Below are 14,869 nucleotides of genomic sequence, written 5' to 3' on the forward strand. Positions count from 1 at the left end.
CCTATGCGCCGCCCACCCAGCGCTTGAGCACCAGGCTGGCGTTCACACCCCCAAAACCGAAGCCGTTGGACAAGGCGTAGTCCATCGCCATGGGCCGCGCCGTCAGCCGCACCAGGTCCAGCCCTTCGGCCAACGGGTCTGGGGTGTGCAGGTTGAGGGTGGGTGGCGCGATCTGGTCGCGCAGGGCCAGGATGGTGAAGATGGCTTCCACCGCACCTGCGGCCCCCAGCAGATGCCCGGTGGCGGACTTGGTGGCGCTAATAGCCGGACTGCTGCCGGCAAACACGGTGCGAAACGCGGCCAGCTCGGCCGCATCGCCCACCTGCGTGGACGTGGCATGGGCATTGACGTGCTGCACCTGGCCCGGCTGCAAGCCCGCCTGACCCAGGGCCAGCTGCATGGCGCGCGCTGCGCCGCTGCCGTCGTCGGGGCCGGAGGTCACATGGTGCGCATCGGCACTGGTGCCATAGCCCACCAGCTCTGCCAGGGGGATGGCACCGCGTTGCAGGGCGTGCTCTAAAGATTCCAACACCAGCACGCCCGCACCCTCGCCCACGATGAAGCCATCGCGCGCGCTGTCGAACGGACGGGAGGCCTGGCTTGGGTGGTCGCTATAGCCGGTCGACAACGCGCGCGCCGCAGCAAAGCCGGCCTGGGTGACCAGGTGGATGGTGGCCTCGGTGCCACCGCACACAGCCACATCGGCCTCGCCACTGCGGATCAGGCGCGCACCGTCGCCCAGCGCTTGCACACTGGCGGCGCACGCGGTGACGGGGGCACCAATCGGGCCCTTGAATCCGTGCCGGATAGAGACATGGCCCGCCGCCATATTGGCCAGGAAAGACGGCACGGTGAAGGGCGACAGGCGCCGGGGGCCACGCTGGTCGGTGGTGCGCACGGCGTCCGCAATGGCGGGAAAGCCACCAATGCCGGACGCGATCACCGTGGCCGTGCGCTCCTGCGCGTGCGCGTCGTTGGGGTGCCAACCGGCCTGCGCCAGCGCCTGCTCTGCCGCGGCCAGCGCCAGCACGATAAAGCGGTCCATCTTCTTGCGGTCTTTGGCGGGCACCACGCGGTCGATGTCCAGCCCCGCGTCGGCATCGTCCTCTAGTGAGGGCACGCGGGCCCCCACCTGGGCCTCCAGCCCAGCACAGAACTCGTCGGGCAGGCGCTGCAAGCCACTGGAGCCGCCCAAGAGGCGTTGCCAGACCACCTCGACACCACAGCCCAAGGGAGTGACCAAGCCCATGCCGGTAATGACGACGCGCGAAGATGGATGCATGTTGATTCCCATATGTGTACCAATCGGTATTTATCTTCGAGATTGTGACATAGGGCGAAATCCGGCTGGATTAGCTACCGAAAGGTATGAAAATATGGCCATCGCATATTGAAAGCAGAACTATGGCTATGGGACGCCCGCGCGGGTTTGATGCAGACGCAACGCTGGACACAGTGATGGCGACGTTCTGGCAGCATGGTTTTGAAGGCACGACCATGGCCACGCTGACCGCGGCCACCGGCCTGAACAAGCCCAGCCTGTACGCCGCCTTTGGCAGCAAGGAGGAGATGTTTCGCACGGCTTTTGCCCGCTACCGGGAGCGCCAAGCGGAGTTCACCGGCAACCTGTTGGCCGATCCGAGCGCGCGCGTGGGGATTGAAAAGGTATTGCTGGCGCTGGTGGACAGCCTGACCCAGCCGGGCATGCCGCACGGCTGTCTGATGGTGCACGGCTGCCTGGTGGGCAGCGCCGACAGCGCGGCCATTCGCGAAGAGCTTCAGCTGCGCCGCAAAGCCACAGAAACCCGGGTACGCGAACGGCTGAAACAAGCGCAGGCAGACGGTGAGTTCGCTAGCGCGGTGGATGTGGCGGACTTTGCCCGCTATGTGGGCACGCTGTTCCAGGGCCTGGCGGTACAGGCGGCGGGCGGCGCACCGCGCAAGGCGCTGCACCGGGTGGTGAAACTGGCCATGATGGCGTGGCCCGTCAACGCCTGAATTGCTACAAAAATTGGAGCCCCTTGCGCAATGTTGACGGGGGCTAGAGGCCTTTTTCTACCATATCCAGCAACCGCTGACCGAATTGGTGGAAGTGTGGGCCTACGGGCGCGGCCAGCGGGCCATCCACCACCAGCAGGGCCAGGCCGTGCACCGCAGACCAGGCCAAAATTTCGGCCCCTGGGCGCCGCGCCGCAGGCATCAGACCGGCCTGCACCAGTTGGTCCACCGCGTCGCACAGCAGCTCATACGGGTTGCGCCCACTGGGGCCGGCCGTGGGCAGCTCGGGCGTAGCCTGGATGAGCTTGTCGGACGGCGCAAACGCGGTGCGGAACAGGCCCGGCTCGGTCTGCGCAAAACGCAGGTAGCCGGTGCCCACGGCGCGCACGCTGGCACGCGCGTGGTCGGCGGCAGACAGGTCGGCGGGCAGTGTGGCCAGTTCGTCTTCCATGGACTTGGCGACGGCCTGCAGGGCTGCGGCGCGCACTGCCTGCAGCAGCACCTGCTGGCTGGCGAAGTGGCGGTATGCGGCATTGGGCGCCACGCCCGCACGGCGCGTGGCTTCGCGTAGCGTCACGGCGGCGGGGCCGCCCTCGCGCGCCAGCGCAATGCCGGCGTCGAGCAGGGCGCGGCGCAGGTCGCCATGGCGGTAGGTTTCACGGGCAGGCGGGGAGGCAGATGGAGGCATGGCGATCACATGTGGACAGTGTCCATTATCTTTGCTATTCTTTGTGGACGGTGTACACAATTGATGCCGCCTCCCTGTTTGACTACCCAGGAGATCCCCATGAAAGTTGAACCTTATGTGTTTTTCAATGGCCGTTGTGAGGAAGCCATTGCCTTCTACCAGCAGGCACTGGGCGCCGAAGTGACCTACCAGATCCGCATGAACGAAGCTCCCGATCCACCCCCGCCCGGGGCCATACCCGCGGGGTTTGAGCACAAGATCATGCATGCCAACCTGCGCATCGGCGATACCAGCCTGATGGTGTCAGACGGTAACAGCGATATGCAACCCAGCTTCAAGGGGTTTACGCTGTCACTGGGTGTGGCCGACGCAGCCGAGGCCGAACGCACATTCCAGGCGCTGGCCCAGGGTGGCACTGTCAAGATGCCATTGGGCAAGACCTTCTGGTCACCCGCCTTTGGCATGCTGGAAGACAAGTTTGGCGTGGGCTGGATGGTGATTGCGCCCTGACAGAGATACAGGAGGGAACCCATGCTCATTGTTTTCGCCATTGCCGTCCTCGTCCTGGGCGTGCTGCTGTATGCGTCGACCAAGCCAGACAGCTTCCATGTGGAGCGCTCGGTCCGCATCAGCGCGCCGCCTGATGCGATCTTTCCGCTGATCAACGACTTGCACCGCTGGGATGCCTGGACGCCCTACAACAAGGACCCCGCGATGAAGAAGACCTACAGCGGCAGCACCGCCGGTGTAGGGGCCCGCTACGCATGGGAGGGCAACAAACAGGTGGGGCAAGGCGAAATCAGCATCCGTGAAGCGCAACCACCACAGCTGCTGGTGTTTGACCTGCACATGATCAAACCGTTCGAGGGACGCAATGTGGCCACCTTCAGCCTAACCCCCGATGGCGATGGCACACGGGTGACCTGGAGCCTGGACGACAAACACCGCTTAGTGCACAAGGTCATGGGCATCTTTTTGAACCTGGACACCATGATTGGCAAAGACTTCGCGGTGGGCTTGGCCCAACTGAAAACCGTGGTGGAGCAACAAGGATAGACGCATGAACCAGACGTACCAAGGGAGCTGCCACTGCGGGCAGATCGCATTTGAGGTGGAGGGCGAACTGACCGGCGCCACCGATTGCAACTGCTCCATCTGCCAGCGCAAGGGCACGCTGATGTGGTTTGTGCCACGCGCCCAGTTGCGCCTGCTGACACCTGCAGAGGCCATGCGCAGCTACACCTTCCACAAGCACGTGATCCAGCACTACTTCTGCCCCACTTGCGGCATGCATCCGTTTGGCGAAGCCGTAGGGCCGGACGGCACGGCGATGGCGGCGGTGAATATCCGCTGCCTGGAAGGGGTAGACGTGTACGACATTCCCGTGCACCACCACAACGGACGCGCGCTGTGAGCGCGGCGCACCCGCTGGCGCACAAGCGCTGGTCGGCTTTGGTGCTGCTGTGCCTGGGCGAACTGATGATCGTGCTGGACACGACCATCGTGAATGTGGCCCTGCCCTCCATCCAGGCCGACCTGCGCTTCAGCGAGACCGCGCTGGTGTGGGTGGTGAACGCCTACATGCTGACCTTTGGCGGCCTCATGCTGCTGGGCGGGCGGCTGGGCGATTTATACGGGCAGCGCAAGCTGTTTGTCGCGGGCATTGTGCTGTTCACACTCGCCTCGCTGGGCTGTGGGCTGGCGAATTCACAGGGCTTGCTGGTGACGGCGCGCGCAGTGCAGGGCGTGGGCGGCGCGGTGGTCTCGGCGGTGGCGCTGTCGCTCATCATGAATCTGTTCACCGAGCCGCAAGACCGCGCCAAGGCCATGGGCGTGTACGGCTTTGTGTGCGCGGGTGGTGGCAGCCTGGGGGTGCTGCTGGGCGGCGTACTCACCAGCAGCCTGAGCTGGCACTGGGTGTTTCTGGTGAACCTGCCGGTGGGGGTAGCTATCTGCGCGGCCAGCCTGGCGCTGCTGCCCCAGGACACCCCGCCCATACAACGTCCGCGGCTAGACGTGGCGGGGGCTCTCACGGTCACGCTGTCGCTGATGCTGGCGGTGTACGCCATCGTCAATGGCAATGCCGTGGGCTGGACCACGCTGCAAACCCTGGGCATGCTGGGTGCTGCGGTGCTGCTGTTCATCGCCTTCGTCACCATCGAGTCACGCGTGCAGGCGCCGCTGGTACCGCTGGGCCTGTTCCGACTGCGCAACCTGTCAATAGCCAATGGCATTGGTGTGCTGTGGGCGGCGGCCATGTTTGCCTCGTTCTTTGTGTCGGCGCTGTATATGCAGCTGGTGCTGAACTACAGCGCCATGCAGGTGGGGCTGGCCTTTCTACCGTCCAACCTGCTCATGGCGATGTTCTCGTTGGGGCTGTCGGCCAAGATGGTGATGCGCTGGGGCATCCGTGTGCCGCTGTGCCTGGGCCTGCTGCTGGCGGCGGTGGGGTTGGCGCTGTTTGCGCGGGCACCAGTGAACGGCGACATGTGGCGCGATGTCATTCCAGGCATGTTGCTGTTGGGCCTGGGCGCGGGCATGGCACTCAACCCCTTGCTGCTAGTGGCCATGGACGATGTGGGCCCCGAACAATCGGGCCTGGCATCCGGCGTGGTGAACACCGCGTTCATGATGGGCGGCGCCCTGGGTTTGGCCGTGCTGGCCAGCCTGGCCGACGCCCGCACCGACACTTTGCGCAGTAGCGGTGCCAGTGCGGCCGAGGCGTTGAACGGCGGCTACCAACTGGCGTTTTTGCTGGGGGCGGGGTGCGGGTTGGCGGCGGCAGTGCTAGGGGTTGGGCTGCGGCCCAAGACGATTGAGGCGGCCACCGCAACAAGCGCACACTAGGTTTCGCACAGGGTAGCAGGCAGCCTTTACTATCGGTGGCCACAAACCATTGAGAGCCATCCATGCCCCATCTGGTCATTCTGTACACCGCCAACCTGGACCGCGAAACCGACATGTCTGCCCTGTGCCGCACGATGGCCGACACCATGTTGGCGCAGCGGGACGAGTCCGGAAAGCAGGTCTTCCCCACTGGGGGCGTGCGCGTGCTGGCCTACCCTGCAGCGCACAGCGCGGTGGCCGATGGCAATGGGGACTATGGCTTTGTCTACCTGAACTTGCGCATTGCGCGCGGGCGTAGCGCTGCGGTGCACAAACAGATTGGTGATGCATTGACAGCAGCTGTGGGCGCGCACTTTGCCGCACTGCTGGCACACAAGCCCCTGGGCATCACGCTGCAAATTGACGAGGGCACCGAGGTGTACGACGGCAAGCACAGCACATTGCATCCGCTGTTCAATAAAGTTTGATTGGGCCCCACACCATGAACCGGATGCGCGGATGGGGTTTGCTGTTGGCAGTGGCCGTGCCCTTGCTGATTTTCTTCAGCTGGTCGCGCCTGGGTGGAGAAAAAGCACGTATCAATCTGGACCGCTACGCGGACTGGTCAGCCACCCATGGCGGTGCGCTGATGCAGCCTTTGGCCGAGTATTTTTTGCGGCACAAGAAGCTGGCCCTGCCTGGCGATGTAACACTACCGGCCATTCCACAAAACAGTGGCGTGAAGAGCTGGGTTTTGCAACCCGACACCACCTTGCTGGTGGAATTGGACGCTACCGTGGACGGCCGCAAGGTGCAGCTGCGCTATGTGCCGTTGGTACGCTCAGCAACCGGTATTTTTTACGACTGCGTGAGTGCCACATCACCCGTGCAGGTGGGCCGCTTTTGCCAAGGCGAAACACTAAAGGCAGACGCTGACATTCCTGCGCAGCTCCAGGCCAACGCCCAGGCGCTGCAGAACCTGCCCGCAGTGCAGAGTGCATCCGGTGTCGATTTGCCGACTGGCGCAGCAGCGGGCAGTGTGGTGGTGGTACCGGCCAACGCCGCGGACCTGAACCACTGCGGCTTTCAGTGCGTCAAACCGCAAAGCTGTGTGACACCTCGACCCTTGGCCTGTGGCCGCACGGTGGATGAGGGCAACAGCCGGCATCTGGACGTGAGCGCCACCAGCGACGACTTCCGGGGCAACCAGTTTGCCACCCGCAGCGCGGTCGATGCCGCCTGCGCCCAGGCGCTGGGGGCCGGTTACAAGGTGGTGAATGCCGCCAGCCTGGGCGGTGTGTTCAAGCTGACCGGAGGCAACGAATACTGGGTGAACAACGACCTGCGCACCGAAAACAACTGCTGGGCCAGCGACACGCGTTAGTGCTGCTCAGGGCGCCATAAGCTGCGTCTGCAGGTAGGCCAAAAACTGCTGCAGCGGCATAGGCCGAGCAAAGTAATAACCTTGACCGTACTCCACCCCCAGTGTGCGCAGCTGCGCGGCCTGGGCGGCAGTTTCAATGCCTTCGGCAATCACCTGGCTGTGCACCGCTTTGGCAATGCCAATGATCTCGGGAATCAGGCTGGAGCGCAGCGTGACGTCTTCCATCTCGAATACAAACGACTTGTCGATCTTGATGAAGTCGGGCGCCACTTTTTTCACCATGCCCAGGTTGGAATAACCGGTGCCAAAGTCGTCCAGTGCGATGAGGTAGCCATCTGCCTTGAGGCGCTGCAGGTGCGGCACGATGTCGGGCGAGAAGTTGTACTCGGTCACCTCCAGCTCCACCTGCAAGTCGCTGCGGCGCAGGGTGTGCAGCTGGGCTTGCAGGTGGTTGTGGATGGCGTCGCGCTGCAGGTTGTGCGGAAAGAAGTTGAGCGCCACCTTGAAGCCGCTCTGCTGTGCGGGAAGCGCCGCCCCGAGTTCGCGCAGTGCGGTGCTGCTGACGGCGGCATCAAATGTCCAGCCCAGCTTTTGACGCATCAGCGCGGGGATGAACTGGTCGGGGTAGACCAGGGTGCCGCCATCGCGCAGCCTCGCCAGCACTTCGCAGCCCACGGTGCGGCCCGTGGCCAGCTCCAGAATGGGTTGGTAGTGGCACTCCAGGTTGGCGGCGCTGCACAGATCATGGATGCGGTACTCCATGGACTGGTAATGCCGGCAGCGCCGGCGAACCACATCGCTGGTCAAAAACCCCAGCAGCAGGCACACACAGGCGGCTGCCACCAGCAACGCCAAATGCGCCTGGTACAGCGACCACAGGGCAATGACGGACTGGGCAGAGATGGGACTGACCCCAGGCTCGGTGGTGGTGACCAGCACCAGCCCGCGCACACCGTCGAACTGCAGGTGCGGTGTGTCAGCCGCCACCATGGGCTCGGTCAGCAGGGCTTTGCGGCCCTTGAACACCTGGGTGCGCTGATTGCCTGCGCCCGCCCACACGCCGTCTGCATGTTGGGTCCAGACGTCGCGCGTGGCGTTGGGCTCCATGGCCACCTGGAAGTGGCCACGCTCCACCACGGTGGTGGAGAAAGTACCCTGCGAGAGCTGCAGCAGGCTGCCCAGGTAGTAGCGGCCAATGGAGCCATCAATACCACCGGTGCCTGCGGGCTGTGGGGCGGCCAACAGGCCGATGCTGGTGTTGCAGAACAGCTGGCGCTGCGTGTCCAGCAACCCGATGTCACGCGCATACCGGTGGTGGAACAGCAGGCTGCGCAGCTGGTTCAGGTTCTCGAGCGAGCACTCGGGTTTGTAGGACTGGTTGAGTTCATCCAGTACCTCACGCACATCGGTCTGCACCACCTGCATGGTGCGCACGATCTGCGCGTGGCCCGTCTCGATCTCCTGCACCCGCAGCTGCAGTACCAGCAGCAGCACGGCGGCGGCCAGCGCCAAGGCCAGGGCAGAACCGCACAGGGCACCCACCAGTGTGGGATGCCGTCCCAGCACTCGGGTGAAGGACACCGGGTGCTGGGACGTGGAAGAAAAGGGCATGGGAAATTATGGAGGATTCCCCGGGCCCTGTGTCATTTGCTGTGGGTCCACTCCTGCACATAGACCGGAGGGGCAATGTCGCACACCGGGTCCACCACGGGTGGCATAGGCATCACCGCAAAGGGCAGCACGCCGGCCCAGGCCGGGTGCGCCATATCTTCCTCGTCGTCCACCGGGCCGCCGCTGCGCACTTTGCAGGCGGCCTCGTGCAGCGAGATGCGCATGACGGTGGTGGCCGCAAATTCTTTGTCACTGCCGGGGCGGGCCTCGTGCTGGCGGCCGGGGGCCAGGTGCTGCATGAAGGCATCCAACGCGGCGCGCTTGTCTTCCACGCGCTCAAACACGCCGTAGACCATGGCCGAGCGGTAGTTCATCGAATGGTTAAACGCGGAGCGCGCCAGCACCAGGCCGTCCAGGTGTGTGATGGTGACGCAGGCCTGCGTGCCCTTTTGCAGCAGCTTGAGCAGGCGCCCGCCGTTGGAACCGTGGATGTAGAGGTACTCGCCTTCACGCCAGCAGGCCATGGGGATGCAATGGGTGCCCTTCTCGTCCGCAAAGGCCAGGTGGCACAGGTAGGCGGCGTCGATGATGGCATGCAGGGTGGCGCGGTCGTAGTGCGCGTTCTCGGCAATGCGGCGCACGCGGGTGCGGTCGGTAGGGGCCTGGGCGGCGGTGTCTGGCACGGGGTTCCTTTCAAGGTATGGAGGGTGAAGCGAGCGCAGAATGTAGGGCAAATGTGGTTCCAAATTTAGATCCACGAATACGCTATTTTTTAGAACCACGATTTAGACCCCCATGGACTACCAGCTGCTCTTCAGCCGTTTTCAGACCGATACCACGCACGCGCGCTGGCCGCAGCAACGCCAGCTGCACGAGTGCCTGCGCGGTGCCATCCGCAACGGCACGCTGGGTAGTGGCACGCGCTTGCTGGCCAGCCGCGCGCTGGCGCTGGAGCTGGGTGTGTCGCGCAACACCGTGCTTTACGCCTATGACCAGCTGGCCACCGAGGGCTTTGTGCAGCCCGCACGACGCGGCACCGTGGTGGCCTCGCTGGCAGTGGTGCAGCCACCACGGGCCGCAGCCCCGGCGCTGCGCACCGGGTTGTCACGGCGCACGCAGGGGCTGCCGGCGTTGCCGGGGTCCGAGATGTCGGTGGCGTTTGCACCCGGCGTGCCTGCGTTGGGCAGCTTTCCCATCACGCTGTGGCGCCGCCTGCTGGACCGGGCCTGGCGCGCGCTACGGCCCGCACAGTTGAACTATGCCGACCCGGCCGGCGAGCTGGCGCTGCGCACCGCCATTGCCGACCACCTGCGCGTGGCACGCGGCGCATTGGTGGACAGTGCACAGGTGTTCATCACCGATGGCACGCAAAGCAGCCTGGACCTGGTGGCCCGCGCGTTTGCCGACCCCGGCGACAAGGTGTGGATAGAGAACCCCGGCTACCAGGGCGCACTGGCCGCGTTCCGCGGGGCGCAGCTCAAGCCCATTGGCATTGCGGTGGACGAGGAAGGCCTGGCGCCGCTGGCCAGCGACTGGCTGCGCCACCGGCCCAAGCTGATTTACGTCACCCCCTCGCACCAGTACCCGGTGGGCAGCGTGTTGAGTCTGGAGCGGCGCATGGCGCTGATTGCCCAAGCGCGCAATGCGGCTGCCCTGATCATCGAGGACGACTACGACAGCGAGTTTCGCCACGAAGGGCCGCCGCTGTCCTGCATGCAGGGCCTGGCGGCCGATGCGCCCGTGCTGTACCTGGGCACCTTCAGCAAGACCATGTTTCCTGCGCTGCGTGTGGGCTTTGTGGTGGTGCCGGCCGCATTGGCCGAACCGCTGACCGCCCTGCTGGCGCGCGCAGCGCCACGCGGGCGCACGGCCGACCAACTGGCACTGGCCGAGTTCATGCGCAGCGGCCACTTCAGCCTGCATTTGCGGCGCATGCGGCGCTTGTACCGGCAGCGGCGCGACGCGCTGGTAGCTGCGCTGGAGCAGCAACTGGGCGATGTGGCCACGGTGCACGGCGGCTCGGCCGGCATGCACCTGGCGCTGCGCCTGCACGACCTCCAAGCAGACGATGTGGCCATGAGCGAGCGGCTGATGCAGCGCGGCATCGTGGCGCCTGCGCTGAGCCTGCATGCGGTGGGCACACGGCACCAGCCCTGGCGCGGCTTTCTGTTGGGCTATGCGCAGGTGCCTGCCGAAACCATGGAGACGCTGGTGGCCACGCTGGCGGCCGTGGTGCGCGGGCGGCGCTAGACCCTGCGGCTACAAGCCATACAGGCGCCGGGCACGCGCCAGATCGACCGCAGCACCCGACAGGTCCACAAAGCAGTCCTGCTGCCACTGCTGGGTTTTTTCTGCCTGGCGGCTAGTGGTGGTGTCCCAGGGCGGATAGACCCGCAGGGCGCGCTTGCCACCCTGGCCGTTCACCGACACCACATCGTGCTGGCGCAGCACCGCCATGGGGAACACAAACTGCCCCACCTGCGCCCAACGGCGCACGCTGACCACGCAGCAGTCCACCGGGTCGGCCATGTCAAAGGGCTGAATCGGCCCTTTGCCCACGCGCTGCCACAGCGTGACGAACTGGCCCACCTTGGTGGGCGTGATCTTGGCCGCGCGAAAGCGCACGCGCAAGCCCGCCACGGCGAGCGCATAGGCACCGTAGTCGGCACTCTCGGCCTCGGCCTGCGGGGTGCTGCACTCCCACCCAAGGGGTTGGTAGAGCTGGGTATCGGCAAGAAGCAGGTCGGGGTGCATGGGAGGAAAGTGCGTTGAGAAAGTTTGGACAATACAGGCATATGCTCCACGTCCCGCGCACCACAGCCCTTCGTCACCGCATGGGCGTCGCTGATAACGGTCATCCGCGGGCCGAGCCCGGTTGTTGCACCAGGGCCATGGCAAACAACCCTTCCCCCACCGACCAATCGGAATAGTCGTTTTCGTGGGTGAAGATGAACACGTCTTGCGGCGCCACGTCGGCACGCTGCTGCAGGTTGTGGGCGATGGCGGCGTACAGGGCGCGTTTCATGGCGTCGCTACGGCCACGTCGCATCGTGATCTCTATAACCACCATGCTGTCCGAGCGCGCTCCCCCGTTGAAGGTACGGCTGAACCAAAACTGGCCAGGTGCGTAGGGCGTCACCAGGTTGAAGAGCTCGTCTTGCGGCATGCCAATGCTGTCCACCAGTGCTTGGTGAATGCCTTCCACAATGCCCTGTTGCTGTGCAGGACTGGTGTCTTGTGGAAGGTTGGTGCGGATGAACGGCATATGATTTTTTCTCAAAAATAGATGGATGAAAACTGGATTTTGAAAACCAATTAGTCAAAAGAAAAGCGATATTTGTTTTTCATCTATGTGACATAAACTCAAGTAATGACACGCCACTTGCCACCGCTGAATGCGCTGCGCGCCTTTGAGGCGGCGGCGCGGCTGGGCCGCATGACGGCCGCGGCCGACGAGCTGTCAGTCACGCCCGGCGCCATCAGCCGCCAAGTGCAGTTGTTGGAACAGCACCTGGGGCAGCGCCTGTTTGAAGGTTCCAAAAACAAACCGCAGCTCACCCCTGCCGGACACAGCCTGCTGCCAGCACTGTCAGCCGCACTCGACCGCATGGAGGCCGCCGTAAAAGCGGTGAGCGACAGTGCCACAGGCACGCTGGACGTGGCTTGCTTCAGCACGTTCATGGTGAAGTGGCTGATTCCGCGTTTGTTTGATTTCAATGCCCGCCACCCCTACATCGAGGTGCGGTTGCGCACCTCGGACACCGCCGCAGACCTAGAGCGCACGCGCTGTGACCTCTCCATCACGGTGGAAGAAGATGTCCGAACCGGGCTGCCACTGTTCCCTGAACTGCTGGGGCCCGTGCTGGCACCGGCACTGGTAGCGCGCATCCCCTTGCGCACTGCGGCCAACCTGGCTGAACACACCCTGCTGCAGTCCAGCACCCGCTTGAACGCCTGGTCCATGTGGGCACAGGCGCAGGGCTGCGCGCTACCCGCGCCCAGTGGCCCGGCGTATGAGCACTACTACTTCACGCTGCAAGCGGCAGTCGCGGGCCTGGGCGTGTGCATAGCGCCCTGGCACCTGGTGGCCGACGATGTAGAGGCCGGACGCTTGCTGGCACCGCTGGGTTTTTGCCCCAGTGGCTACCAATACGTGGCCAAACGGCGAGCCGAGCGCAACCAAAAGCTGGACCTGTTTTGCAGCTGGCTGCAGGCCCAGTCGGCACAAACACACGCCCTGCAAACACCATGACGCCGAACACTGCCCCGCTCCCGCTGCACATCCCATTGATCCGCCCAAGCATCTGGGCGTGGGTGTCGGCACTGGCCATCGTGCTGCCCTGGATCAATCCCTTCACCTGGGGGCCCAACCCGGCCATGGTGCAAACGCTGTTGTCTGGGCTGTGTGCTGTGGTGTTGCTGTGCTGCGGCGCCTGGGGGCAGCCTTCGGCCAGAGCCCTGGCCCACGCCGTGGCAGGCGCCTGGCTGCTGGCGGCGCTGCTCAGTGCCGTGGCCGGGCTGCTGCAGTACTTTGGCCTGGCCGATGTGCGCACGGCGCCCTGGATCAACGCGGCCGACCTGGGCCAGGCCTATGCCAACCTGCGCCAGCGCAACCAGTTTGCCTCGCTCACCTCGCTGGGGCTGCTGGCCCTGCTGTACCTGGCGGGGGAGCATGCAGGGGCAGGCCACCGGCGGCTGCGCCTGGGTGCCATTGCGCTGGCGCTGGTATTGCTAGCGCTGGGCAACGCGGCCAGTGGCTCACGCACCGGGGCGCTGCAGTGGGTGCTCATCGTGGCCTTAAGCCTGCTGTGGGAGCGCAATGGCCAGCGCGCCACGCTGCGCTGGAGCGCGCTGGCACTGGGCTTGTACCTCACGGCGGCGCTGCTGCTGCCCAACATCTCCGCGTCATCCGGCCATCTGGGTGACGGCCCCAGCCTGGGCGTGCTGGAGCGGTTTCAGGAAAACTCGGGCTGTGCGGACCGCACGGTGCTGTGGCGCAATGTCGTTGAGCTGATCGCCCAGAAGCCCTGGCTGGGTTGGGGCTGGGGCGGGCTGAAGTTTGCCCACTTCATCCACCCCTACCAAGGAGAACGCTTCTGCGAAATTCTGGACAACGCGCACAACCTGCCCCTGCACCTGGCCGTAGAGCTGGGTCTGCCTGCTGCGCTGCTGCTGTGTGCGGCCGTGCTGGGCGCCGTGGCTTGGGCCAAGCCCTGGCGCGAGACACAAACCGCACGGCAGTTGGCCTGGGCCGGTCTGGCCATCATCGGACTGCACAGTCTGCTGGAGTATCCGCTGTGGTACGGCCCCTTCCAATTGGCCGTCGGCCTGTGCCTGTGGCTGCTGTGGGACACGCGCCGTGCGCCGGCACCTGCGCACCCCATGCGCGCCGCCACGGTGACCGCGCTGGCCGCTTGCGCGTTGCCCCTGCTGGCCTACGCCGGCTGGGACTATGCGCGGGTCAGCCAACTTTTCTTGCCCCCCACGCTGCGCGCCGAGGCCTACCGCGAAGACACGCTAGAGAAGGTACGCGGCTCCTGGCTGTTCCGCAACGAGGTGCTGTTTGCCGAAGTAACCACCACGCCGCCCACTCCGGAGAACGCAGCCGCGCTGTATGCGGGCGCGCTGGAGACGCTGCGCTTCTCGCCCGAACCCAAGGTCATTGCCGCCCTGCTGGAGAGCGCCCGCATGCTGGGCCGCGAGAACGCTATCACCCAGCGCATCCGCGCCCAGGCGCTGGCCGTGTACCCCAATGAGCTCTGATGGGTTTAGAAAATTGCTACTGATTTAGTAGCTGTTCGCGCATATTCCACGCGGGCTAGAGACCTGTTTGACTCCTAATCTGCTAGCAAATACTCTCGTGTCAGCGTGCGGGCGCGGTGCAGCCGGCTCTTGGCCGCGGCAGCCGTCAGGCCCAACTGGGCCGCGATTTCGGCAATCGACAACTCTTCGAAGTCGCGTAGCAAAATCACTTCCAGGTACTGCGGCGGCAGCGACTGCAGCGCACTCACCAGGTCCATGCGCAGCGCGTCGTCGCTGTGGCGCGCGGCCCAGGCGTCCACCGCGGCCTCGTCCCAGGGGTCGTAGGCAATGGCCAGGCGGCCCAGGCGGCGGCATTCGCGCTTGACCACCTGGAACAGCCAGCCCGAGAACGCCGCCAGCGTGCGCACCGAGTGCAGCTTGCGCGAGAGCACCATCAGCGCTTCCTGAACCGCGTCGTCCACATCGCTGACCAGGCAATGCCGCTGTGCGTAGCGCCGCACGTCGGGCCGGCACACGCGCAGCAGCACATCCAGCGCCCCAGGGTCGCCCGCGTGCGCCGACACCAGCACCTGCTGGCTGGCGGCGGAGGTCATGGCGTT

Annotated in this window: 17 protein-coding genes; 10 read left to right on the plus strand and 7 right to left on the minus strand. The window is 65.0% G+C overall.

From position 1 onward, the window contains the following. Nucleotide 1: 1 nt before the first annotated feature. The gene (gene fabF / locus AC1DZ5_RS03650) at nucleotides 2-1,282 is read right to left on the minus strand and encodes a beta-ketoacyl-ACP synthase II (protein ID WP_477886152.1); all 1,281 of its coding nucleotides are present in this window, start codon (nucleotides 1,280-1,282) and stop codon (nucleotides 2-4) included. A 122-nt stretch (nucleotides 1,283-1,404) separates the two neighbouring features. Between fabF and AC1DZ5_RS03655 the strand changes: the two genes are divergently transcribed. Further along, complete coding sequence (locus AC1DZ5_RS03655) at nucleotides 1,405-1,998, plus strand: TetR/AcrR family transcriptional regulator (protein ID WP_477886154.1); 594 nt, start codon at nucleotides 1,405-1,407, stop codon at nucleotides 1,996-1,998. A gap of 43 nt (nucleotides 1,999-2,041) precedes the next feature. Here the strand turns inward: AC1DZ5_RS03655 and AC1DZ5_RS03660 are convergent, their stop codons facing one another. Next, complete coding sequence (locus AC1DZ5_RS03660) at nucleotides 2,042-2,686, minus strand: TetR/AcrR family transcriptional regulator (RefSeq protein WP_477886156.1); 645 nt, start codon at nucleotides 2,684-2,686, stop codon at nucleotides 2,042-2,044. Between the two features lie 99 nt (nucleotides 2,687-2,785). Between AC1DZ5_RS03660 and AC1DZ5_RS03665 the strand changes: the two genes are divergently transcribed. From AC1DZ5_RS03665 to AC1DZ5_RS03690, 6 genes are all read left to right on the plus strand, one after another. Continuing rightward, entirely contained in the window at nucleotides 2,786-3,196 is a 411-nt protein-coding gene (locus AC1DZ5_RS03665) for a VOC family protein (RefSeq protein WP_477886158.1), read from the plus strand. 21 nt (nucleotides 3,197-3,217) lie between these two features. Then, nucleotides 3,218-3,742 (plus strand): SRPBCC family protein, encoded by a 525-nt coding sequence (locus AC1DZ5_RS03670; RefSeq protein ID WP_477886160.1) that lies wholly within the window; start codon nucleotides 3,218-3,220, stop codon nucleotides 3,740-3,742. 4 nt (nucleotides 3,743-3,746) lie between these two features. Then, nucleotides 3,747-4,100, plus strand: coding sequence for a GFA family protein (locus AC1DZ5_RS03675; RefSeq protein ID WP_477886162.1), 354 nt, complete (start codon nucleotides 3,747-3,749; stop codon nucleotides 4,098-4,100). Continuing rightward, entirely contained in the window at nucleotides 4,097-5,533 is a 1,437-nt protein-coding gene (locus tag AC1DZ5_RS03680; RefSeq protein WP_477886164.1) for a DHA2 family efflux MFS transporter permease subunit, read from the plus strand. The genes AC1DZ5_RS03675 and AC1DZ5_RS03680 overlap by 4 nt, the downstream gene beginning before the upstream one ends. A gap of 62 nt (nucleotides 5,534-5,595) precedes the next feature. Further along, the gene (locus AC1DZ5_RS03685; protein WP_477886166.1) at nucleotides 5,596-6,000 is read left to right on the plus strand and encodes a 5-carboxymethyl-2-hydroxymuconate isomerase; all 405 of its coding nucleotides are present in this window, start codon (nucleotides 5,596-5,598) and stop codon (nucleotides 5,998-6,000) included. 14 nt (nucleotides 6,001-6,014) lie between these two features. Further along, nucleotides 6,015-6,896: a hypothetical protein gene (locus tag AC1DZ5_RS03690; RefSeq protein WP_477886168.1), complete on the plus strand. Its 882-nt coding sequence runs from the start codon at nucleotides 6,015-6,017 to the stop codon at nucleotides 6,894-6,896. Nucleotides 6,897-6,902: 6 nt separating this feature from the next. Here AC1DZ5_RS03690 and AC1DZ5_RS03695 read toward each other — a convergent pair whose 3' ends face one another. Next, nucleotides 6,903-8,507: an EAL domain-containing protein gene (locus AC1DZ5_RS03695; RefSeq protein ID WP_477886170.1), complete on the minus strand. Its 1,605-nt coding sequence runs from the start codon at nucleotides 8,505-8,507 to the stop codon at nucleotides 6,903-6,905. Nucleotides 8,508-8,539: 32 nt separating this feature from the next. Next, a complete protein-coding gene (locus AC1DZ5_RS03700) occupies nucleotides 8,540-9,190 on the minus strand; it encodes a pyridoxamine 5'-phosphate oxidase family protein (RefSeq protein ID WP_477886172.1) in 651 nt (216 codons plus the stop codon). A gap of 112 nt (nucleotides 9,191-9,302) precedes the next feature. On the opposite strand from AC1DZ5_RS03700, the gene pdxR reads away from it, so the two are divergent. After that, nucleotides 9,303-10,757, plus strand: coding sequence for a MocR-like pyridoxine biosynthesis transcription factor PdxR (pdxR, locus tag AC1DZ5_RS03705; RefSeq protein WP_477886174.1), 1,455 nt, complete (start codon nucleotides 9,303-9,305; stop codon nucleotides 10,755-10,757). Nucleotides 10,758-10,766: 9 nt separating this feature from the next. Here the strand turns inward: pdxR and AC1DZ5_RS03710 are convergent, their stop codons facing one another. Together AC1DZ5_RS03710 and AC1DZ5_RS03715 are read right to left on the minus strand one after the other, a co-directional pair. Continuing rightward, complete coding sequence (locus tag AC1DZ5_RS03710) at nucleotides 10,767-11,261, minus strand: MepB family protein (protein ID WP_477886176.1); 495 nt, start codon at nucleotides 11,259-11,261, stop codon at nucleotides 10,767-10,769. Between the two features lie 100 nt (nucleotides 11,262-11,361). Further along, nucleotides 11,362-11,772: a tautomerase family protein gene (locus AC1DZ5_RS03715; protein WP_477886178.1), complete on the minus strand. Its 411-nt coding sequence runs from the start codon at nucleotides 11,770-11,772 to the stop codon at nucleotides 11,362-11,364. A gap of 105 nt (nucleotides 11,773-11,877) precedes the next feature. Here AC1DZ5_RS03715 and AC1DZ5_RS03720 point away from each other — a divergent pair, with 105 nt between their 5' ends. Both AC1DZ5_RS03720 and AC1DZ5_RS03725 read left to right on the plus strand, forming a co-directional pair. Beyond that, nucleotides 11,878-12,759 (plus strand): LysR substrate-binding domain-containing protein, encoded by an 882-nt coding sequence (locus AC1DZ5_RS03720; RefSeq protein ID WP_477886180.1) that lies wholly within the window; start codon nucleotides 11,878-11,880, stop codon nucleotides 12,757-12,759. Beyond that, on the plus strand, nucleotides 12,756-14,270 hold the full coding sequence (locus AC1DZ5_RS03725) for a PglL family O-oligosaccharyltransferase (RefSeq protein ID WP_477886182.1): 1,515 nt from the start codon (nucleotides 12,756-12,758) through the stop codon (nucleotides 14,268-14,270). Before AC1DZ5_RS03720 ends, AC1DZ5_RS03725 begins: the two co-directional genes overlap by 4 nt. A 74-nt stretch (nucleotides 14,271-14,344) precedes the next feature. On the opposite strand, the gene AC1DZ5_RS03730 is transcribed toward AC1DZ5_RS03725, so the two are convergent. Then, nucleotides 14,345-14,863, minus strand: coding sequence for an RNA polymerase sigma factor (locus AC1DZ5_RS03730; RefSeq protein WP_477886184.1), 519 nt, complete (start codon nucleotides 14,861-14,863; stop codon nucleotides 14,345-14,347). Between the last annotated feature and the right edge of the window lie 6 nt (nucleotides 14,864-14,869).

Source organism: Rhodoferax sp. P1_F3, assembly GCF_056405715.1.